22 protein-coding genes and 1 riboswitch are annotated in these 21,758 nt (G+C 42.6%); of the genes, 14 read left to right on the top strand and 8 right to left on the bottom strand.

Going from position 1 to position 21,758, the window contains the following annotated elements; translation table 11 throughout:
* Positions 1-65: 65 nt before the first annotated feature.
* Positions 66-224 carry a hypothetical protein gene (locus M998_RS19660; protein WP_166696029.1) on the bottom strand — a complete coding sequence of 53 codons (159 nt, stop codon included), beginning with the start codon at positions 222-224 and terminating at the stop codon, positions 66-68.
* 291 nt (positions 225-515) lie between these two features.
* Between M998_RS19660 and purH the strand changes: the two genes are divergently transcribed.
* Positions 516-2,105, top strand: coding sequence for a bifunctional phosphoribosylaminoimidazolecarboxamide formyltransferase/IMP cyclohydrolase (gene purH, locus M998_RS12585; protein WP_068909161.1), 1,590 nt, complete (start codon positions 516-518; stop codon positions 2,103-2,105).
* A 17-nt stretch (positions 2,106-2,122) separates the two neighbouring features.
* Positions 2,123-3,406, top strand: a complete 1,284-nt coding sequence (gene purD, locus M998_RS12580; RefSeq protein ID WP_068909159.1) for a phosphoribosylamine--glycine ligase — start codon at positions 2,123-2,125, stop codon at positions 3,404-3,406.
* A gap of 261 nt (positions 3,407-3,667) precedes the next feature.
* On the opposite strand, the gene M998_RS12575 is transcribed toward purD, so the two are convergent.
* The 6 genes from M998_RS12575 to nudC all read right to left on the bottom strand — a co-directional run bounded on the left by M998_RS12575 (position 3,668) and on the right by nudC (position 8,310).
* On the bottom strand, positions 3,668-4,294 hold the full coding sequence (locus M998_RS12575) for a DUF1481 domain-containing protein (RefSeq protein WP_068909157.1): 627 nt from the start codon (positions 4,292-4,294) through the stop codon (positions 3,668-3,670).
* Positions 4,295-4,383: 89 nt separating this feature from the next.
* Complete coding sequence (gene hbs / locus M998_RS12570; RefSeq protein ID WP_068438318.1) at positions 4,384-4,656, bottom strand: non-specific DNA-binding protein Hbs; 273 nt, start codon at positions 4,654-4,656, stop codon at positions 4,384-4,386.
* A 199-nt stretch (positions 4,657-4,855) separates the two neighbouring features.
* Positions 4,856-5,443 (bottom strand): YjaG family protein, encoded by a 588-nt coding sequence (locus M998_RS12565; protein ID WP_068438322.1) that lies wholly within the window; start codon positions 5,441-5,443, stop codon positions 4,856-4,858.
* A 74-nt stretch (positions 5,444-5,517) separates the two neighbouring features.
* Positions 5,518-6,189: a deoxyribonuclease V gene (nfi, locus tag M998_RS12560; protein ID WP_068909155.1), complete on the bottom strand. Its 672-nt coding sequence runs from the start codon at positions 6,187-6,189 to the stop codon at positions 5,518-5,520.
* A 120-nt stretch (positions 6,190-6,309) separates the two neighbouring features.
* Complete coding sequence (gene hemE / locus M998_RS12555; protein ID WP_068438328.1) at positions 6,310-7,374, bottom strand: uroporphyrinogen decarboxylase; 1,065 nt, start codon at positions 7,372-7,374, stop codon at positions 6,310-6,312.
* A gap of 144 nt (positions 7,375-7,518) precedes the next feature.
* Positions 7,519-8,310 (bottom strand): NAD(+) diphosphatase, encoded by a 792-nt coding sequence (gene nudC / locus M998_RS12550; protein ID WP_068909153.1) that lies wholly within the window; start codon positions 8,308-8,310, stop codon positions 7,519-7,521.
* Positions 8,311-8,552: 242 nt separating this feature from the next.
* Between nudC and M998_RS12545 the strand changes: the two genes are divergently transcribed.
* The 12 genes from M998_RS12545 (at position 8,553) to thiH (ending at position 19,961) form a co-directional block, all read left to right on the top strand.
* On the top strand, positions 8,553-9,605 hold the full coding sequence (locus tag M998_RS12545) for an ABC transporter substrate-binding protein (RefSeq protein ID WP_068909151.1): 1,053 nt from the start codon (positions 8,553-8,555) through the stop codon (positions 9,603-9,605).
* 13 nt (positions 9,606-9,618) lie between these two features.
* A complete protein-coding gene (locus M998_RS12540; RefSeq protein ID WP_068909149.1) occupies positions 9,619-10,437 on the top strand; it encodes an alkaline phosphatase family protein in 819 nt (272 codons plus the stop codon).
* Positions 10,437-11,339, top strand: a complete 903-nt coding sequence (locus tag M998_RS12535) for an ABC transporter permease (RefSeq protein WP_068909147.1) — start codon at positions 10,437-10,439, stop codon at positions 11,337-11,339. The genes M998_RS12540 and M998_RS12535 overlap by 1 nt, the downstream gene beginning before the upstream one ends.
* Positions 11,329-12,153 (top strand): ABC transporter permease, encoded by an 825-nt coding sequence (locus tag M998_RS12530; protein WP_068438341.1) that lies wholly within the window; start codon positions 11,329-11,331, stop codon positions 12,151-12,153. Before M998_RS12535 ends, M998_RS12530 begins: the two co-directional genes overlap by 11 nt.
* A complete protein-coding gene (locus M998_RS12525; protein ID WP_068909146.1) occupies positions 12,153-13,169 on the top strand; it encodes an ABC transporter ATP-binding protein in 1,017 nt (338 codons plus the stop codon). The genes M998_RS12530 and M998_RS12525 overlap by 1 nt, the downstream gene beginning before the upstream one ends.
* Before the next feature lie 31 nt (positions 13,170-13,200).
* Entirely contained in the window at positions 13,201-13,863 is a 663-nt protein-coding gene (locus tag M998_RS12520; protein WP_068438347.1) for an HAD family hydrolase, read from the top strand.
* A gap of 285 nt (positions 13,864-14,148) precedes the next feature.
* Positions 14,149-14,261, top strand: a riboswitch (TPP riboswitch).
* Between the two features lie 144 nt (positions 14,262-14,405).
* Complete coding sequence (gene thiC / locus M998_RS12515) at positions 14,406-16,412, top strand: phosphomethylpyrimidine synthase ThiC (protein WP_068909144.1); 2,007 nt, start codon at positions 14,406-14,408, stop codon at positions 16,410-16,412.
* The gene (thiE, locus tag M998_RS12510) at positions 16,396-17,052 is read left to right on the top strand and encodes a thiamine phosphate synthase (protein ID WP_068909142.1); all 657 of its coding nucleotides are present in this window, start codon (positions 16,396-16,398) and stop codon (positions 17,050-17,052) included. Before thiC ends, thiE begins: the two co-directional genes overlap by 17 nt.
* Before the next feature lie 71 nt (positions 17,053-17,123).
* Entirely contained in the window at positions 17,124-17,882 is a 759-nt protein-coding gene (locus M998_RS12505) for a HesA/MoeB/ThiF family protein (protein WP_068909140.1), read from the top strand.
* Entirely contained in the window at positions 17,870-18,070 is a 201-nt protein-coding gene (thiS, locus tag M998_RS12500) for a sulfur carrier protein ThiS (protein WP_068438359.1), read from the top strand. Before M998_RS12505 ends, thiS begins: the two co-directional genes overlap by 13 nt.
* A gap of 2 nt (positions 18,071-18,072) precedes the next feature.
* Complete coding sequence (locus M998_RS12495) at positions 18,073-18,843, top strand: thiazole synthase (RefSeq protein WP_068909138.1); 771 nt, start codon at positions 18,073-18,075, stop codon at positions 18,841-18,843.
* Complete coding sequence (gene thiH / locus M998_RS12490) at positions 18,840-19,961, top strand: 2-iminoacetate synthase ThiH (protein ID WP_068909136.1); 1,122 nt, start codon at positions 18,840-18,842, stop codon at positions 19,959-19,961. Before M998_RS12495 ends, thiH begins: the two co-directional genes overlap by 4 nt.
* 326 nt (positions 19,962-20,287) lie before the next feature.
* On the opposite strand, the gene M998_RS12485 is transcribed toward thiH, so the two are convergent.
* Complete coding sequence (locus tag M998_RS12485) at positions 20,288-21,589, bottom strand: uracil/xanthine transporter (RefSeq protein WP_068909135.1); 1,302 nt, start codon at positions 21,587-21,589, stop codon at positions 20,288-20,290.
* Positions 21,590-21,758 lie beyond the last annotated feature (169 nt).

Raw genomic sequence — 21,758 nt, 5'->3', positions numbered from 1 at the left:
TGCGAAAAGTGACCTTCTGGGTCGTTACTGCGAGGTGACGTATAATACGTTTTCCTCATTGAGAGTCAAGCGATTTTTTGCTTTTTCTTTTCAGAATCTCTCGCTGCCGTTTCAGTGTTCATCGCGCTTTGCGTTGTCTTGTTCCCGGTCAGTGGATGCGCATTATAGGGAACCAGAAAAATCTGGCAACCCTTTTTTTGCATTTTTTTGTTCAACTGCTGCATTCCACAGCAAAACCCCCATTTATACAGATTTATCCACAAAATTATCCACAGACACTAAAAAGTTCAAAATTTAGCGCGCATTACGCAAACGTTTGCGTTACAATTAACACGAAAATTCAGCATTGATTTTGTTTTTATGTTCTGAAATTGTTAGTGACTTATATATAGCTATTGAAGAAACAGCGAAATTCCGCTTTTATGATTAGGTATATAAGAAGAGAAAAACATCTCTTCCAACTAACATGATTGCTCATCATTGCCTTATTTATCTAAATCCAAGGGATCTATCTCATGCAATTGCTTCGTCCTATCCGTCGTGCCCTACTTAGCGTATCTGATAAAACAGGGGTTGTTGAATTCGCGAAGGCGCTTTCTCACCGTGGTGTTGAACTCCTCTCTACGGGTGGCACAGCCAAACTGTTAGCGGAATCAGGCCTGAAGGTTACTGAAGTTTCAGATTACACAGGATTCCCTGAAATGATGGATGGCCGTGTAAAAACATTACATCCTAAAGTTCATGGTGGAATTTTAGGTCGCCGCGGAATTGATGATGGCATCATGCAAGAACATGATATTGCACCTATCGATATGGTTGTTGTGAATTTATATCCATTTGCTCAAACTGTCGCAAAGCCTAACTGCACATTAGAAGACGCCATTGAGAATATCGATATCGGTGGCCCAACAATGGTTCGCTCAGCAGCAAAAAACCATAAAGATGTTACTATTGTAGTGAATAGTAATGATTACCAGACAATCATTGATGAGATGGATAATCACGGAAACTCGCTGAATGGGTCAACACGTTTTGATCTTGCTATTAAAGCATTTGAACACACCGCAGCTTATGACAGTATGATTGCTAACTACTTCGGTGAACTCGTTGCACCTTATCATGGTGATACAACTCAACCTTCTGGACGTTTTCCTCGTACCTTGAATTTGAACTTTATCAAAAAGCAAGATATGCGCTACGGCGAGAACAGCCACCAAGATGCTGCCTTCTATATAGAAGATAATCTAAAAGAAGCTTCTATTGCCACTGCCACGCAAATTCAAGGTAAAGCACTATCCTATAATAATATTGCAGATACAGACGCGGCTCTTGAATGTGTTAAGTCTTTCGAAGAGCCGGCATGTGTGATTGTTAAGCATGCTAACCCTTGTGGTGTTGCAATTGGTAATAATATTCATGCCGCTTATGACAACGCATTCAAAACAGACCCAACTTCTGCATTTGGCGGTATCATTGCGTTTAATCGCCCATTAGATAAAGTTACCGCAGAAGCGATTATTGAACGTCAATTCGTTGAAGTTATTATTGCACCTTCTGTTGCCGATGATGCTCTTCCTATTCTTGCAACCAAACAAAATGTTCGAGTTCTCATCTGTGGTGAATGGGCGAAACCTGTTGCTGGTTTAGATTTTAAGCGTGTAAATGGGGGTCTGTTAGTGCAAGACCGCGATTTAGGTATGGTCGAAGCCGATGATTTACGTGTAGTCACTAAGCGCCAGCCTACTGAGCGCGAACTGAAAGATGCACTATTTTGCTGGAAGGTCGCTAAGTTTGTTAAATCAAATGCCATTGTTTATGCGAAAAATGATATGACTATCGGTATTGGCGCAGGGCAAATGAGCCGTGTATATTCTGCCAAAATAGCAGGCATAAAAGCGGCTGATGAAGGGTTAGAAGTTGCTGGCTGTGCTATGGCATCAGATGCTTTCTTCCCATTCCGTGATGGTATTGATGCGGCAGCTTCTGTTGGCGTGACCTGTGTTATTCAACCCGGTGGCTCTATTCGTGATAATGAAATCATTGATGCTGCCAATGAACACGGCATTGCAATGATTTTCACTAATATGCGTCATTTCCGTCACTAGCTATTAGAGGTTTATTAATGAATATTTTAATTATTGGCGGTGGCGGCCGTGAACATGCCTTAGCATGGAAAGCGGCTCAATCACCACTCGCAGATAAAGTTTATGTCGCACCGGGTAATGCGGGCACGGCACTTGAGCCTGCTCTTGAGAACGTCAATATTTCAGCGACCGATATTGATTCATTACTTCAATTCGCAAAAGAGAACCAAGTGGGTCTGACGATTGTTGGCCCTGAAGCGCCATTAGTCATTGGTATTGTTGATGCGTTTAAAAATGCTGGGCTGACAATTTTTGGTCCAACTAAAGGCGCTGCACAACTTGAAGGCTCAAAAGCATTTAGCAAAGATTTTTTAGCTCGTCATAATATTCCCACCGCGGCTTATGAAAATTTTACCGAAGTTGAACCTGCTTTCGCTTATTTAGATAAAGTCGGTGCGCCCATTGTTATCAAGGCAGATGGTTTAGCCGCAGGTAAAGGCGTTATTGTTGCCATGACGCTGCAAGAAGCCAAAGATGCGGTTCAAGATATGTTAGCCGGTAATGCTTTCGGTGATGCAGGGCATCGTATTGTCATCGAAGAATTTCTTGATGGTGAGGAAGCGAGCTTTATTGTTATGGTTGATGGCGAGAATGTCATTCCAATGGCAACTAGCCAAGATCACAAACGTGTAGGTGATGGTGATACGGGTTTGAATACAGGTGGTATGGGTGCTTATTCCCCTGCGCCAGTTGTTACTGATCAAATTCACCAACGTGTTATGGAACAAGTGATTTATCCAACCGTGAATGGAATGGATCAAGAAGGTAATCGCTACCAAGGGTTTCTATACGCGGGATTGATGATTGATAAAGCAGGCAACCCTAAAGTGATTGAGTTTAACTGTCGCTTTGGTGACCCTGAGACTCAACCTATTATGATGCGTCTACAGTCTGACCTCATCGCACTGTGCCTTGCAGGCGCAAAAGGTGAGTTAGCGGGTAAAGATTCATTATGGGATGAACGCCCTGCTCTGGGTGTTGTTATTGCAGCGGGTGGCTACCCAGGTGATTATCGCAATGGTGATGTTATTTCGGGCTTACCAACAGCAGAAGTGCCTGATAGCAAGGTGTTTCATGCAGGTACGACAATGAAAGATGGTGAAGTCACCACTGCCGGTGGTCGTGTATTATGTGTTACCGCGCTCGGCGCTGATATTGCCAAAGCCCAAGCCAAAGCATACGAAGCCGCAAAATCCATTCATTGGAATGATAGCTTCTATCGCAATGACATCGGTTACCGTGCGATTGCCCGAATCAAATAATAGAAGTCACTAAAATCATTACACGAGCTGATAAGAGAAAACTTTTATCAGCTTTTTTATTTTCTACGTTTCTATTTTTTGAATTGGAATTGGAATTAGAATTTAGCTTACTTTTGACCTTACCCACAGCCAATGGCTCTAAGTATTTCGAATCACAGCAAAGCCGCAAGAGAGAGAATCTCTAGGAGCATACATAAGTATGTGACTAGAGTGAACGAACGTAGCAATACTGCTGTGGTTCGAAAGACGCCGAGCACTAACCTACAAAGAATCTTTAGAAGGTTGCCAACTGCAAAAGTCCGTATCCGCCACCATCAAAAGTTGATTCCCTTCTGACGACTCCAACCACGCCACACTAAGCTGTTTATGCCAAACACTTGCTCTACTTTTTAACCATTTTTCAGCATAAGGCTCAAAGGTTACATCACGTACATCACCTTCACAGGTCGTAATTTCACCTTGCTGCCAATGGCCTTGATAAAGTTTTATACCACCAACAATCAGTGCCGTGTTGGTTTCAAGTACTCGGTCGGCCTCAAAACGCCAACGCGCAATTTCATCCGAAGTGAGCGGTGTTTTACTACCTTTTAGCTCGCGCTGCATAAAAACAATATCATCATTCTTATTAAAGCGTAGCTGTTCCATTATATTTTCGTCACCTTGGTTTAGCGTTTGGCTACGAATTTGCCAAAGTTTTCCCATTCGGTATTCGAAAAAACTAACGGAGGTATCGGTACCTTTGTAGGGGCTGTAAACAACCATTAAGACGAGAGGTTGGCTTTTCGTATCATTGAGTCGCCACATACGAATTACGCCATCATCGGCAATAAACCCGCTTGCACTGAACTCAGGAAGCTTAGGCGCATTAGAGGAGCAGGCGCTGAGCATTGAGAGAACTCCCAATACCAGCAACCCTTTTCGAATAAACAAAAGGGGTAGGTTCTTACCCCTATTGATGATTCTTGTATACAATGTACTTATTTTACTGCTTCTTTCAAAGACTTACCAGCAGTGAACGCAGGTACAGTTGTAGCAGGAATTAAAATTTCTGCTTTAGTTTGTGGGTTACGACCGGTACGTTCTGCACGTTGGTTAACTTTAAAAGTACCGAAACCGACCAGTTGTACTTGTTCGCCATTTTTCAGCGTTTCAGTGATAGCATTTAAAGTAGCTTCTAATGCTGCTTTTGCCTGAACTTTGCTCAGGTCTGCTGATTCGGCGATAGCTTCAACTAATTCAGTCTTATTCATAAATTATCCTTACACAGTGTGTTTATCGTTTGCAAAGCATCGAGTGCGTCGGATATGCCAAATTGACAGCCCCTGATACACGCCCCCGATAGCCACTTCTTCTCGCCCCTAAATGTAGACCAGACTAGGGGCTTATGTGAAGCCTTAGTACTCAGCATTACTGCTTCAAGTCACGTTTTCGTTAATAAAAACGCAAAAATCAGCCCAGAGTAATGCCTATATTGCTAACCCCCGCTTCGCGGAGGTCAGATTTTAATCCTTTAATTAACTCTAAGTCTCGTTCTTCACAAGCTGCTAGTAAACGGAAAATGTCCCACTGGATATCCCATTCCTCTTCAATAGAAGATAATTCTCCGAGTTCTTGCTCTGTCATCTCGCGTTCTGCTTGGGTCATTTCAAGCATGGCGACGGTACGAATGGATGCTTCGCTAACCAATATTGCGTGCTCTAGGGTTTCTCCGCTCAATTTTGAGTGGATGACTTCCCCTAATGCAATACAGGCATCTATTGCGGGATACACACCATACATATCGAAATCATCCGCTGAAGGGATAATTTCTTCTAATTTTTCTAACTGATTGTCGAAATTAACTTTGCTATCTTTTATGACCAGCGTTTCCCACACTAAATCAAGTATAGAACGATACGCTTTTTCATCTGCAAACTCAGTTTGACGACAAAACATTTGAAAGTTGGGATACATTCTTTCGCACAGACACGCCATAAACGTCGTATGCTGCCAGCCTTCTAATTTTTCCAACCTCAAATGAATGGGATTTCTTAACATAATTTCTGACTCATCAATCTTAATACTTCGCAGTTTACCTGAAAATCTGTCAATGCCACATATTTTGCTGATAATTAGCCGATTTTCTCATTCATTCGCCTAAAAAATGTGCGATTAGAGGCAATTCCATCAGCAAAACGGGTTGGTTCTGGCAGTCTATAGCCTTGTAAGCACTGCTTTACCCACGTTAACGAAGAAGAAAAACCCATTTTATGTCCGGGAGAAATATATAAAGGCTTACAGCGTTTTTTGCTACGTAGCACCCAACCTAGTTGATTTTCACCTTGTTTTAATACCTGATAATTTCCTTGCTCTTCACCAAGCTCTACATCATCACCACATAAACGACTTTTTGCCACGCCGATTGTTGGAATATTAGCCTCTAAACCAAAGTGACAAGCAACACCAAAACGCCTTGGGTGTGCAATACCTTGCCCATCGACTAATACTAAATCAGGTTTTTGTTTTATTTGTGACCATGCAGCCATCAGTCCCGGTACTTCTCGAAATGATAATAAACCGGGGATATAAGGAAGCTCAGTCGGCACACGCGCAATTTGGTATTCAACCAGTTTTAGCTCAGGCCATGACAACACAGCGATGACAGCCCGAGTCACACGTCCTTGCTGTTCAAACCCAACATCTGCACCGCCAATAAAACGGGGTGATAGGTATTCATCATGCAAAATAATTTGTTGGGCTTGCTCAGTTTGTGTTTGCCGTAATAGCTTAGTATCTAAAACCATGATCTGCTCAATACTTGCGATGCGTAATAATAATTAATCATAGATGATAATGGTGTACTTACAAGGCACTGTAAATACACCACAAATTATACTCATCAATAAATGATAATTGAGAGTTATTTATTGATGATATTGGCGGGAGAAACGGTGAACTGCATCAACGAATACACCGGCATGCTCAGGTGAAACATCCTGATGAATACCATGCCCTAAGTTAAACACGTGACCATCACCTTTACCGAAACCCGCGAGGATATTTTGCACTTCTTCTTCAATTCGTGCAGGAGGTGCATATAACATCGATGGGTCCATATTCCCTTGCAATGCCACCTTATCACCAACACGGCGACGGGCATCCGCAATTTCAGTTGTCCAATCAAGGCCTAGTGCATCACAACCGGTTGCCGCCATTTCCTCTAGCCACTGTCCACCACCTTTAGTAAACAAAGTGACAGGCACGCGACGACCGTCGTTTTCTCTGATCAGTCCATCAATGATTTTGTGCATATAGTGTAGTGAGAACTGCAAGTAATCCCGCTTCGTCAATACACCACCCCAAGTATCAAAAATCATGAGTGATTGTGCGCCCGCTCGAATTTGTGCATTGAGATACAAAATGACGCTATCCGCAAGTTTATCGAGTAAAAGGTGCAGCGCTTTGGGGTCTTCATACATCATTTTTTTGATTTTAGTAAAAGCCTTACTACTTCCCCCCTCAACCATATAAGTCGCCAGCGTCCATGGACTGCCCGAAAAACCAATCAAGGGGACATCACCATTTAGTGCTTTGCGAATAGCTCTAACGGCATTCATGACATAACCCAGCTCATCTTCTGGATCTGGAATAGGCAGTTTTTGCACATCGGCCATGCTGCTAATCGGCCTTTCAAAACGAGGGCCTTCCCCTGTTTCAAAGTAAAGACCCAATCCCATCGCATCTGGAACAGTCAAAATATCAGAAAAAAGGATCGCAGCATCTAATGGAAAGCGGCGTAATGGCTGAAGAGTCACTTCACAGGCTAACTCGGTATTTTTACAAAGAGCAATAAAATCACCAGCTTCCGCACGTGTTGCTTTATATTCAGGCAAGTAACGCCCTGCTTGTCGCATCATCCATACTGGGGTTACATCTACAGGCTGACGTAGCAACGCACGTAGATAGCGGTCATTTTTCAACTCAGTCATTATTTACTCCATTATAGTCAGTGGCCGCCGCAAATGGCTGTAATATACCCGTCATACTTTGAATTGTAGGGTTGTTGACTACCTGCAACTCTCAATATTTTGGGCATAGTGTAACATGTAAAAGGCAACAAAATTAGGGCGCGACTATGAGCCCATTTCATCATCGTGATTGCGGCACAACGCGACAGTATCTTCAATTAAGCGCCTTGCAATGGTATCTCCGGGCGGAATTAAAGGTAACTCATTGTAATGATACCAATTTGCACTAATTAACTCATGAGGATCGACCTTGATCTCTCCGCTCTCATAATCCGCAAGAAAACCCATCATTAAAGAGTGGGGGAATGGCCAAGGTTGTGAAGACACGTAGCGGATGTTGCGTATTTTAATATTACTTTCTTCCATCACTTCCCGTGCAACCGCCTCTTCCAATGTTTCACCCACTTCCACGAAACCTGCTAATACAGTAAATAGTGGATTTTGCGAATGACGACGATGCTGAGCCAGTAAAATATGGTCATCGCGACGAATGCCGACAATAATGCAAGGGGCAATTTGCGGATAATATCGTTCATGACAATGGTCACAGAGACAAGCCCATTCCGTTTTACTGTGGCGCATCAAAGTACCGCAATAGCCACAATATCGATGTGAACGATAAAATTCAGCAAGCTGTACACCTCGACCTGCGAGACGAAATAGTCCTTCGTCTTGAGCCGCCACTAAACGTGGGGATGCCATATCCGATGGCATTTTTTCTGCAATTAGCCAAACAATCTCACCTTGCCATTCACCAATTGGTGTCGCTGTTTTGCCAACGAGTGAATATTCTTTTGCGTTTCCTCTGGGAATATCCCCTTGAGGTAGCCATAACCGACCGGCGAAACAGACGAACCACCAGCCACTTTCTGTTCCTACTAATGTGAGTTTATTCATTTTTTACATCTTTTATGGTTTTTATTTTTCAATTAGGAATATGCGTTTATTACACAATACACTTCTTTCACACAAAGTCATTCGAACGTTCTATTCATCATTTTTTGATGTGAAGTTTGACACTTTTTAGACAGTTTAAAGTCACCATGTATCAAAAGTGTCATCTTACCGTCAACTGTTTGTCATCTTAAAAAATTAGCATGCTAAGCAACTAATACAGCTCCTCAATAGTGAGAGAACAGATGAAAACTATCGTACCGGCTATTTTAATATCCTTAACAACATCAAGTATTGCATTAGCGGCAGATGCTAATCTAACCGAATTAATTAATGCGGCAAAAAAAGAAGGACAAGTGTATAGCGTTGGTATGCCGGACACATGGGCTAACTGGAAAGGAACTTGGCAAGACTTAGAAACACAGTATGGGTTAAAACACCAAGATACTGATTTAAGTTCCGCTCAAGAAATTGCCAAATTTGATGCCGAAAAAAAGAATGCCACTGCCGATATTGGTGATGTTGGCGCCTCTTTTGGCCCTATTGCAGTACAAAAAGGGGTTACCCAACCATATAAACCAACAACATGGTCACAAATTCCTGATTGGGCGAAAGATAAGGATGGACATTGGGCACTCGCTTATACTGGCTCGATTGCCTTTATGATCAACAATGAGTTAGTCAAAGATGCACCAAAGAGTTGGGATGATTTACTAAAAGGTAAATACAAAGTCACTGTTGGCGATGTCGGTATTGCCGCTCAAGCTAATAATGCCGTGCTTGCTGCTGCTTTTGCGCGTGGGGGCGATGAAACAAATATCAAACCTGCTATCGAATTCTTTGCTGAATTGGCAAAACAAAAACGTTTAAGTGTTAATGACCCAAGCGTTGCAAGCTTAGAAAAAGGTGAAGTTGAAGTCGGAATTCTATGGGACTTTAATGCCCTAAATTATCGCGACCAAATTAACCGAGACCGCTTTACCGTTATTATTCCATCCGATGGTTCTGTTATTTCAGGCTATACCACCATTATTAATAAATATGCCAAAAACCCAAATGCAGCAAAATTAGCGCGTGAATTTATCTTTAGCGATAAAGGCCAATTAAACCTTGCAGAAGGTTATGCTCGCCCTATTCGTGCACAATATCTGACATTGCCTGATTCCATTAAATCTAAGTTACTCCCTGATGAACAATATAAAAATGTTCGCCCAATTAAAAATGCGGAAGGCTGGGAAAAATCCTCTCGCAATCTGCCAAAAATGTGGCAACAGCAAGTATTAATCCACCAGCAATAATTAAGGCCGAATCATGTCTGACAAAGTCATACTTATTGTCTTAGACGGATTAAGTTATTCAGTAGCCCATCATTGTATGGGCTATCTCAATGGATTAATCCGCGCTGACAAAGCAACGCTTTATAAAATAGAGTGCGAACTCCCTTCAATGTCACGCCCACTATATGAATGTATTTTAACGGGTGTTTCTCCAGTAAACAGCGGTATTGTCAATAATGAGGTCGTCCGTTTATCCCATTTTGAGAGCGTGTTTTCCCTTGCTCACCAAGCTGGAAAAACAACGGCGGCGGCTGCCTATTACTGGGTTAGTGAGCTTTATAATCGCGCACCTTTTATCGCGACACGCGACCGCTTTACTCATGATGAACAATTACCTATTCAGCATGGCTGCTTTTATCAAGCGGATAGCTACCCTGATGACCATTTATTTATTGATGCAGAATATTTACGCACGCAATTTTCCCCTGATTTTTTATTAATTCATCCAATGAACATCGATGATACAGGGCACAAGTTTGGTTTTGATTCTTCTCAATACCGTAATGCAGCGCGTAAAGCCGATATTATTTTATCGAACTATATTCCTATCTGGATGGAACAAGGTTACCAAATCATCGTGACCAGCGATCACGGCATGAATAATGACCATAGCCACGGTGGCATTTTACCGGAGGAGTGTACTGTTCCTTTATTGACCATTGGGTCGCAATTTTCACACTACTCCCCCTGCAATATTAAACAAACAGATATTTGCGGTACTGTGTGTACCCTACTAGGTGTTAATCCTATTGATAAGCCCGTTTGTCATCCATTGCTAGTAGGGGGGCGCTGATGGCTGATATTACCGCTCCCTGCAAACAGGCAAGGCAAACATTAGGGAAAATCGCTATGTTAAAAAAATGGCTCGCGCGCATTCACTGGAAAGCTGCGTTATTGATGCTGCCTTTTATTACCCTATTTTGCCTATTTCAGCTAGCGCCAATGATTTGGGTGCTGATTAACAGCTTTATTTATGAAGAAAGCTGGTCTATTTCCAACTATTTCGAAATATTCACCAATGATTTCTATCTCCAAGCCTTTGAAAATACGCTGTGGCTTTCCATTATTTGTAGTGTGATTGGATTATTAATTGCCAGTGCAACTGCCTTTTCTATTTATAAAATGCAAGGAAAAGTGCGCCGCATGATGATCTCTTTCACCACGATGGCCAGTAATTTTAGCGGTGTTCCTCTCGCTTTTGCCTTTATCATTATTTTAGGCTTTAACGGTGCGATTACCCTGCAATTAAAAGCATGGGGAATTATTGAAGATTTTAATATCTATAGCGCAAGTGGATTAATGCTGCTGTATATCTATTTCCAAATTCCACTTGGCATTTTATTACTTTATCCCGCTTTTGATGCGCTAAGACCTGAGTGGGAAGATGCGGCAAAAACCATGGGAGCCAGTAAGTTAACCTATTGGTTTAAGGTTGCGATCCCAGTACTCGCCCCTGCGTTACTCGGTACTTTTATTATTTTGGTCGCCAATGCGGTTGGGGCTTACGCCAGTACTTATGCACTCACAAGTGGTAATTACAATCTCGTGACTATCCGGATTGCAAGTTTAGTATCTGGAGACTTATTTTTAGAACCGAATATGGCGGCGGCATTATCCGTTTTGCTTATTGTAATTCTTGGTTTCATCACCGCAATCTATCATTGGTTATTAAAACGGAGCTACCATGCAAAATAATAATGCTATCAGCTCAAGTATGACCACTAAAGTATCGGGTTTGTGGCTACATAAATTAATATTAATTAGTGTCGCAGGCCTACTTATCCTTCCAATTATTGCCACTTTTCTCTATTCAATTTCGAGCCAATGGGGCGCAACGGTATTGCCTGATTCGTTATCAATTAAATGGTATTTACAATTATGGCAAGACCCTCGATTTTTAATGGCATTTGGTCGCTCGTTGATTATTTGTTTCGGGACATTACTCGTCAGCACCTTGGTTATCTTACCCATGACATTTGCGGTATTTTACCGATTTCCAAAGATGAAAGGCTTGATGGATTTGTTGATTATTCTGCCTTTTGCTATCCCACCCGTGGTGTCTTCCGTCGGTTTATTGCAAATATTCGCTGATGAGCCCTTTATGTTAGTGGGAACACCATGGATATTAATCGGCACCTATTTCACTATCACTTTGCCGTTTATGTACCGCGCACTAGCAAATAGTTTCCAAGGTATTAATTTACATGATTTGATGGATGCGGCTCACTTGTTAGGTGCAAGCACCTTTAAAGCCTTCATGATGATTGTACTGCCCAATATTCGTAAAGGCTTCCTTGTTTCATTATTGATTTCATTTTCATTTTTAATGGGTGAATTTGTCTTTGCCAATATCTTAGTAGGAACCCGTTATGAGACCCTACAAATCTATCTTTTCAATATGCGGCAAACCAGTGGCCACTTCACTTCTGCATTAGTGATGTCTTATTTCCTATTTACCTTGCTACTCACTTGGCTTGCAACTCGATTAAGCCGTTCTGGAGATGAATAATGAGTTATGTGATTGCCGAAAAATTAAGTAAATCCTTTGGTCAAAGTCAGGTATTTGCTGATATCCAATTTACCATCGAAAAAGGGGAATTTATCACCCTGCTCGGCCCAAGTGGTTGTGGTAAATCAACACTATTACGCTGTATTGCAGGTCTCGAACAACCCAATAGCGGTGAGCTTTATATCAATCGTAAAAATATTACCCACCAACCAGCTCAACAGCGTGGCGTTGGGATGGTATTTCAAAGCTATGCTTTATTTCCCAATATGACCGTCGCTGAAAATATTGCCTTTGGTTTAAAAATGCGCAAAATCGACAGCCGAGAGAGAGATAGAGCCGTTGCAGAAGTGATTGAGATGGTTGAATTACAAGGAAAAGAGCAGCAATATCCTCACCAACTCTCTGGTGGCCAGCGTCAGCGTGTTGCACTTGCTCGCGCCCTTGTGATGAAGCCCCAGATATTATTACTCGATGAGCCGTTATCTGCCCTTGATGCGCGAATTCGTAAGCATCTGCGTCAACAAATCCGTTCTATCCAGCGTGAGCTAAATCTAACAACGCTCTTTGTCACCCATGATCAAGACGAAGCGATGATCATGTCAGATAGGATATTTTTAATGAATAAAGGTTCTATTATTCAAAGCGATACCGCAGAAAATATTTATACTCAGCCCGCCAATGAGTTTGTAGCACGCTTTATGGGAAATTATAATTTAGTCGAAGCCGAAAAAGCCAATGCGATGTTAGGCTTGAACCTTCAAGGCACGTTGGCGATACGCCCTGAATCTATCTATGTTAAAGAAAGCGGGCGCCAATATGGCAACCATATTTCTCATCCTGTTGACGCAATTATTATTGACCATCAATTACTTGGAAATATCATTCGTTATTCTGTGAATACCCCAGCCGGAAATATGACGGTCGATTTACTCAATCGTTCTTCCGAAAGGCTTTTTGAGCCCGGAACACACCTTGAATTAATGTTTAATAAAAATGAAATTCGTGCGCTCAATTAATGAATAAGTTGACCGAATATAAAGGTAAAAAATGCAGAACAAATTAGCCATTTTTGATTTAGATGACACCATAGTTCAAGGTGATAGTAGTGTGCTGTGGACACAATATTTGTGGGATAAAAAAATCATCACTGACCCACGTTTTGTTGAAGCAGATAAAGAGATGATGGTTCAATATAATGCAGGCTCTTTGGATATGGTGACCTACCTGAAATTTAGTATGCAGGCGCTATCTGGCATGAAAATAGAGCAAGTTGATCTGTGGTTAGATAATTTTGTCGATACCATTATTTTGCCTCGTATATACCCTGAGGCGGTCAAAACGATCGCCACTTACCGATCCCAAGAGATCCCGATTATTGTGATCTCCGCCACGGTGACTTTTATCGTAAAAAAAATCGCTGAACGACTCAATGCAGACATCGTTATGGGGATCGATATAAAACAAAAAGATGGCTGCTATTCCACTGAAACTGAAGGAATCCCCACCTTTAAAGAAGGTAAAGTCAAACGGCTAATGCAGTGGATCAGCCACCAGCCGATCACTGATGCTTATATTTATTTTTATACCGACTCTGCCAACGATCTCCCCATGTGCCATTTCGCCGATGAAACCTTTATCGTCAACGGCGACGAACGCCTAACGCAAGCCGCCAAAGAAAATAACTGGCCGCAGTATGCATGGAGTTTGTAGGTTTAGGTTTTAGTTAACCAGCCTTTCCAAAGGTTCCTAACTAAATTGTTTTCAAAACTTCCCTTAAACTATTCACGCTAGCGAGCCTTTACAAAGGTTTTTAACTAACCAGTCTTTACAAAGGTTCCTCTAAATTATTCGTGCTAGAGGAAGGAGATGAATAGAATTATCCCGATGAGCATACATAAGTATGTGATTCGGGTAAATCTATGAAATCGACGCACCTATCGCGCGAAGAATGACGAGGAAAATACTTGTTATAATCAGAAAGAACCATATACTGATTAATTCTTGTCGGAGTGCCTAGCATGTGCAAACATCGGGCTGAGACCGTTAATTCGGGATCCGCGGAACCTGATCGGGTTAATACCCGCGAAGGGAACAAGAGTAATCTATCAGCGCAATTTTCGCTGCTCCATTTGGTGAAAAACTAGCCGCAACGTCTTTTTATTACTCCTCCGAACTCCTGACAAGCAACTTTCTTACGATAACCTGCTATACGCATCGTGCGTCTTAGCCCGTGACAATGTCAGGAATTTGCTATGTCTAATAATACAATTATCTCTAATGCTATACCTACTACAGATGTTTCTCCACAACCTGCTCCGGCACGCACTCGCAAAGCACAGCGTGATGCCGCAGAAGACTTTATCAATACCGTATCGGGCGTTTCTTTTCCCAATTCAAAACGTATCTATTTGCAAGGTTCTCGGGAGGATATTCAAATCCCAATGCGGGAAATTCAACTCTCTCCAACACTACTTGGCGGCGATAAAAACACCCCTCAATTTGAAGATAACGAACCTATTCCCATTTATGATACATCTGGGCCTTATGGTGATCCTGAATCAGTACTCAATGTACATAAAGGATTGAAAAAAATTCGCGCGCCTTGGATCAATGAGCGTGCAGATACTACAACTATCGATAACTTAAGTTCCGATTTTACTCAGCAACGCTTAGCTGATGCAGGCCTTGACCACCTTCGCTTTAACAACCGACCGCAGCCTCTCAAAGCACAAACTCATAAATGTGTAACTCAATTGCACTATGCACGCAAAGGCATTATTACCCCAGAAATGGAGTTTATCGCCATTCGCGAGAATATGGGACGTGAACGCATTCGTGGTGAAGTGTTACTTCAACAACATCCAGGACAAGGATTTGGCGCAAATTTACCTGAAAACATTACGCCCGAATTTGTACGCCAAGAAGTTGCCGCTGGACGCGCCATCATTCCCGCTAATATTAATCACCCTGAATCTGAACCGATGATTATTGGTCGTAACTTTCTGGTGAAAGTGAATGCCAATATTGGTAATTCTTCCGTTACCTCATCAATTGAGGAAGAAGTTGAAAAACTGATTTGGTCGACTCGCTGGGGTGCGGACACCGTGATGGATTTATCAACGGGTCGCTATATTCATGAAACTCGTGAATGGATCTTACGTAATAGCCCTGTACCAATTGGTACTGTACCGATTTACCAAGCGCTGGAAAAAGTGAATGGAGTTGCCGAAGATCTCACATGGGAAATGTTCCGCGATACTCTACTCGAACAAGCGGAACAAGGGGTTGATTACTTCACCATCCATGCTGGCGTGCTACTGCGTTATGTACCGATGACCGCAAAACGCCTAACGGGCATTGTCTCCCGTGGTGGGTCTATTATGGCGAAATGGTGTTTATCTCATCACCAAGAAAATTTCTTGTATGTGCATTTCCGTGAAATTTGTAAACTTTGTGCCGCTTACGATGTGTCATTGTCATTAGGGGATGGCTTACGTCCGGGCTCTATTCAAGATGCTAACGATGCAGCTCAATTCGCAGAACTTCATACCCTTGGAGAGTTAACCAAAATTGCGTGGGAATACGATGTTCAAGTGATGATTGAAGGCCCCGGCCACGTACCAATGCAAATGATCCGCCGCAATATGACCGAAGAACTCGAACATTGCCACGAAGCGCCATTTTATACTTTAGGCCCATTAACAACCGATATTGCTCCAGGTTATGACCACTTCACCTCCGGTATTGGCGCGGCGATGATTGGCTGGTTTGGCTGCGCGATGTTGTGTTACGTCACCCCAAAAGAGCATTTAGGACTACCGAATAAAGATGATGTAAAACAGGGGCTTATCACCTATAAAATTGCAGCACATGCCGCTGACCTTGCAAAAGGCCACCCTGGTGCACAAATTCGTGATAATGCCATGTCTAAAGCCCGCTTTGAGTTCCGTTGGGAAGACCAATTTAACCTTGCCCTCGACCCAGAAACAGCACGTAAATATCACGATGAAACGCTGCCACAAGCCTCTGGAAAAGTTGCCCACTTTTGCTCTATGTGTGGTCCAAAATTTTGTTCGATGAAAATATCACAAGAAGTGCGTGATTATGCAGCGCAAAAAGAAGCTGCTGAAAAAGAACAAGGCATGGAACAAATGTCTGAAGCTTTCCGTGCACACGGCAGTGAACTCTATCATGGCGCTGAAATCACTGAGTCTGAAACAGGTCGTAAAGAGGTGATGAGCGATGAGAAAATTGCTTAACTTACCAAGCTCACCTTTCCCCAAAACTGAGCAAAAATTGGGACTGTATCCTGTTGTCGATTCAGTTGAATGGATTGAACGCCTGCTAAATGCTGGTGTTTCCACCATTCAATTACGCATCAAAGACAAACCGGATGATCAGGTTCGTGATGACATACAAAAAGCAATAGCCATTGGCAAGCAACATAACGCACGGTTATTTATTAACGATTACTGGCATCTGGCTGTTGAATTTGGTGCTTATGGCGTTCATCTTGGGCAAGAAGATCTAGAAACCACTGACTTACACGCTATCCACCAAGCAGGTTTGCGGTTAGGGGTTTCAACCCACGATGAACAAGAACTTACTATCGCTAAATCGGTACGCCCTTCTTATATCGCAATGGGACATATTTTTCCCACTCAAACGAAAGAGATGCCATCTTCACCACAAGGTTTGGAAACGCTCAAATACATGGTCGCTGCGACACCTGACTACCCGACAGTGGCTATTGGGGGGATCTCTATTGATAAGGTACCCGCGGTGCTTGCAACGGGTGTCGGTAGTGTTGCCCTCGTCAGCGCAATTACACAGGCCGATGATTGGTTAGCCGCGACGAAAACATTGTTAGATTTAATTGAAAACAAACGTTCTCATTAACTGATTGATAATTAGGGTGCTGCCGCTATTTTTAGCGAACGCCCCCTAATCATGACTCGAAAGGATCTATCATGCTGAGTGACCAAGAATTTATGCGTTACAGCCGCCAGCTATTGCTCGAAGATGTCAGCCCTGATGGGCAACAAAAACTCAAAAATAGCAAAGTGCTGATTGTCGGTTTAGGTGGGTTAGGTTCCCCCGCTTCCCTTTATTTAGCGGGAGCCGGTGTTGGCGAAATTTGGTTAGCCGACCACGATGATTTACATGTCTCTAATTTGCCAAGACAAGTTTTATACGATACTGATGATATTACGCAATCAAAAGCACAGTTAGCTGCTGATCGGCTTCATCAATTGAACCCCTTAGTCACAACCCATGTCGTACAGAAGAAATTAGATATCGAAACCTTAATTCCCCTCGTTGAGCAGGTGGATTTAGTGCTTGATTGCTGTGACAACATGGCGACCCGCCACGCGGTCAACACTGCCTGTGTAGTGACAAACACCACATTAATCAGTGGCAGTGCCGTCGGTTTTGGGGGGCAATTGATGGTGCTAGAACCGCCATTCAGTTCCGGCTGTTATGCCTGTCTTTATCCTGATCAAGAAGAGCCTCAGCGTAATTGTCGTACTGCGGGTGTTTTAGGGCCCGTTGTCGGTGTTATCGGTACATTACAAGCTTTGGAGGCCCTCAAAATATTAGTTGGGCTTCCTTCCTCCCTTAGCGGTAAATTGCATTTATTTGATGGTAAACAGCAGCAGTGGAATACATTGCAGCTAACGCCCTCAATTGAGTGCCCTATCTGTCGGGAGGAAGCATGCATATCATAATCAATGACCAACCTATGACACTTGACCCGCCAATCACGATCACTGAATTGTTAACGCAACTTGAACGCCAAACATTAGGGGTAGCGTTAGCCATTAACCAAGTCATCATTCCTAAAAATCAGTGGGATTCTTATCTTATTAATGACCAAGACACTATTTTAGTGTTCCAAGCGATTGCAGGGGGCTGATTATGTTAAAAATTGCTGATATCACTTTTCAATCACGCTTATTTACGGGAACCGGTAAATTTGCCAGCGCCAACTTAATGCAAGATGCGATCAAAGCCTCGGGTAGCCAATTAGTCACCATGGCGATGAAACGCATTAATTTACGCGGCCAAGATGACGGTATTCTTCAACCACTGCAATCCCTTGGTATCAAATTACTGCCAAATACTTCGGGGGCGAAGAATGCACAAGAAGCCGTATTTGCCGCACGTCTTGCTCGTGAAGCGTTAGGCACCAATTGGGTTAAATTAGAAATTCACCCTGATATGCGCTATTTGCTCCCTGATCCTATTGAAACCTTGCTCGCGGCGGAACAACTGGTCAAAGAAGGCTTTGTCGTTTTACCTTATTGCAGTGCTGATCCCGTTTTGTGTCGACGTCTTGAGGAAGTCGGCTGTGCCGCGGTAATGCCTCTCGGCGCACCTATCGGTACTAACAAGGGTCTAGCCACCAAAGAAATGCTACGAATTATCATTGAACAAGCCACTGTGCCGGTAGTGGTGGATGCTGGGATTGGCGCACCAAGTCATGCTGTCGAAGCCATTGAGATGGGCGCAGACGCCGTACTCGTTAATACGGCGATAGCGGTTGCAAAACAACCGGTGTTAATGGCTCAAGCATTCAAACTGGCCATTGAAGCGGCAGAACTCGCTTCTCGAGCAGGCCTTGCAGCACCAAAACAGCAGGCGGAAGCATCGAGCCCATTAACTGATTTTCTGGGAGTACTGCAATGAGCATGAGCTTTCGCCAGCGTTTGCAACAGCTCAACTGGGACGATCTCACGCTACGCATTAATAGTAAAACGGCACAGGACGTGGAAAATGCACTCACCAATGACAGCTTAACATTAGATGATTTTATGGCGTTGCTGTCACCCGCAGCTCGACCATTTGTTGAGCCAATGGCGCAAAAAGCACAACGGCTCACCCGTCAGCGCTTTGGTCATGCTGTCGGGTTTTATGTTCCTTTGTATTTATCAAACTTATGTGCAAACGATTGTACTTATTGCGGTTTTTCAATGAGCAATCGCATCAAACGTAAAACCCTCGACGCATCTGAAATTATTAATGAATGTCAGACGATCCGTAAAATTGGTTTTGACAGCTTATTATTGGTAACAGGGGAACATCAAACTAAAGTTGGAATGGCTTATTTTCGACGACATTTGCCAATTATACGCCAATACTTTAGCTCATTGATGATGGAGGTACAGCCGTTAAGCACTAACGAATATGCTGAACTCAAATCGTTGGGGCTGGATGGTGTCATGGTTTATCAAGAAACCTACCACGAACCAACCTATCAATTGCATCATTTAAAAGGTAAAAAACAAGATTTTTACTGGCGATTAGAAACACCTGAACGCTTAGGGAAGGCGGGTATTGATAAGATAGGTCTAGGGGCATTAATTGGGTTATCAAATAGCTGGCGAACGGATTGCTACATGGTGGCTGAACATTTACTGTATCTGCAACAACACTACTGGCAAAGTCGTTACTCCATTTCATTTCCACGCTTACGACCTTGTGCGGGTGGAATTGAACCTGCTTCTTTGATGAACGATGCCGAATTAGTCCAACTTATTTGTGCTTTTCGTTTACTGGCACCCAATGTTGAATTGTCATTATCCACCCGCGAATCCCCTTATTTTCGCGATCATGTGGTGCCTTTAGCCATTAATAATGTCAGCGCCGGTTCGAAAACCCAGCCGGGTGGTTACGCAGATTCAAAAGCTGAATTAGAGCAATTCGCGCCAAACGATAATCGCAGTGCGGCTCAAGTCGCCGATGCATTGGTTCAAGCGGGTTTACAACCTGTTTGGAAAGATTGGGATGGTTATTTGGGTCGATAGTTATTTATTACTTAACACCTGATAAATTTCCCCTAAATAATTCGAGTTACAGCTAGGCGGCAAACGAGAATATATCGAGGAGCATACATAAGTATGTGACTCGAATAGGCAAGTGAAGCCAACAACGCTGTAGCTCGAAGAATGACGGGGAATTAGCCGAGTGAAGCCAACAACGTTCTAGCTTGGCGTATGACAGTGAGATTCCCCTAAATAATTCGAGTTACAGCTAGGCGGCAAACGAGAATATATCGAGGAGCATACATAAGTATGTGACTCGAATAGGCGAGTGAAGCCAACAACGCTGTAGCTCGAAGTATGACGGGGAATCAGTGAATCTTATCCCAATTAATCATATTCTCTAATAATAACGCCAATATAATCCCCATCAACAACCCATTTCCCAACAGTGAACTCAACATCATCGGCAGTGACTCAATAACCGCATCCGGTGCTGACATTAAAAATATCCCAACAAAAAGCGGAATTGCCAAGCGATAAATATTTCGGGGATTTAGTTTTATTTCAGACAAAAATGAAAATGATGAAAATAATAAAGGCAAGTAGGTTGCAAGCATGACGGCACTCCCAATTGCCAATGGAAGCGAGCGGAAAAATTGCGTAAATATTGCAATTCCACCTACACATAAAAGAATAAAACTACCAATTGTAAAAGAAACTCGTGAGCTGTCTTTTGTCTGCGTAATTAAACCAATTGAGGAGACAAAAGGTGAGAAAGGAACCACACCAAGAGGAGAGGCCAGCATAGTCACAAAACCTGACATCATAAAACTTCTACGATACAACCATTTGGTTGGCATTGTATTCGGGTAAAAAACCTCAGTTCCCCGCATTGCTCCAAAGGTATTGGAAGTATTCAAAATACCGGCAAGAATTGCCGTGATAATAATACTGATATTAATATCGTCTGATTTTCCTAACGGAAATAAAATCCATTCGGCAGATGAAATGGCAGATATTTTACTCTCAAATAATAGGCTATACGCCCCCCATCCAACGATTGTTCCACACAATAACGCATATTTGCTAATACTTACAGGCAAATAAACAATCATACCAATCACGAAAAACAATACCGCTACAGCCAAAAAGAATACCGAATAATTCACGGTAACATCACCACTACTCACACCAAAAGGTAAACCTAGCATCCCTTTTAGAAAAATAGAAACCAACTGCGCACCCAGCAAAAACATAAATACAACCAAAACACCGGGCTTAAATAAGCGGGCTAACCAACCACCAAGACCGCTTAAGCCTATCAATACGGTTAATACGCCTGATAAGAAAACACCCACTGCAATACTCCAACCAATTGTATTAAGAGGCGTTCCTTGCATTGATTCTGATAGTGTCACCGTTAAAATAGTTGCCCACCACAATCCTGTTGATCCTTCCATAAGGGAACGTTTATGCCCTAAAAACGCCTGCAATAAACAGGCTACCGCAGTTAATAAAAAGAAATACTGTGTAATCGCAAATGTGGTTTCTGCGGATAGATGAAATGCGGATTGTAATGTAGGCGGGATCACAACGGTGTTGCAAAAAATAAAAACAAACCACTGAATCCCAGAAATGACACTATTTTTATTGATAACGTTACCCTGCATGTTCATTCCTTGTGTATCCCAGAGGCATAGACCTAAATAATTTAGAATTTGTAATGATAAAGATAACTTTATTGATACATAAATAAAATATTGCTGCAACTTTAGCACGTATTTTCTATTTAGAATGAGTACGACGATAAAAGGATAACAATCATCCCGTTAAAATACG

The sequence above is a fragment of the Providencia heimbachae ATCC 35613 genome, assembly GCF_001655055.1.
Taxonomy (GTDB): domain Bacteria; phylum Pseudomonadota; class Gammaproteobacteria; order Enterobacterales; family Enterobacteriaceae; genus Providencia; species Providencia heimbachae.
The sequence above is the reverse complement of the archived record's forward strand: the minus strand, read 5'-3'. Positions and strand labels throughout refer to the sequence as shown.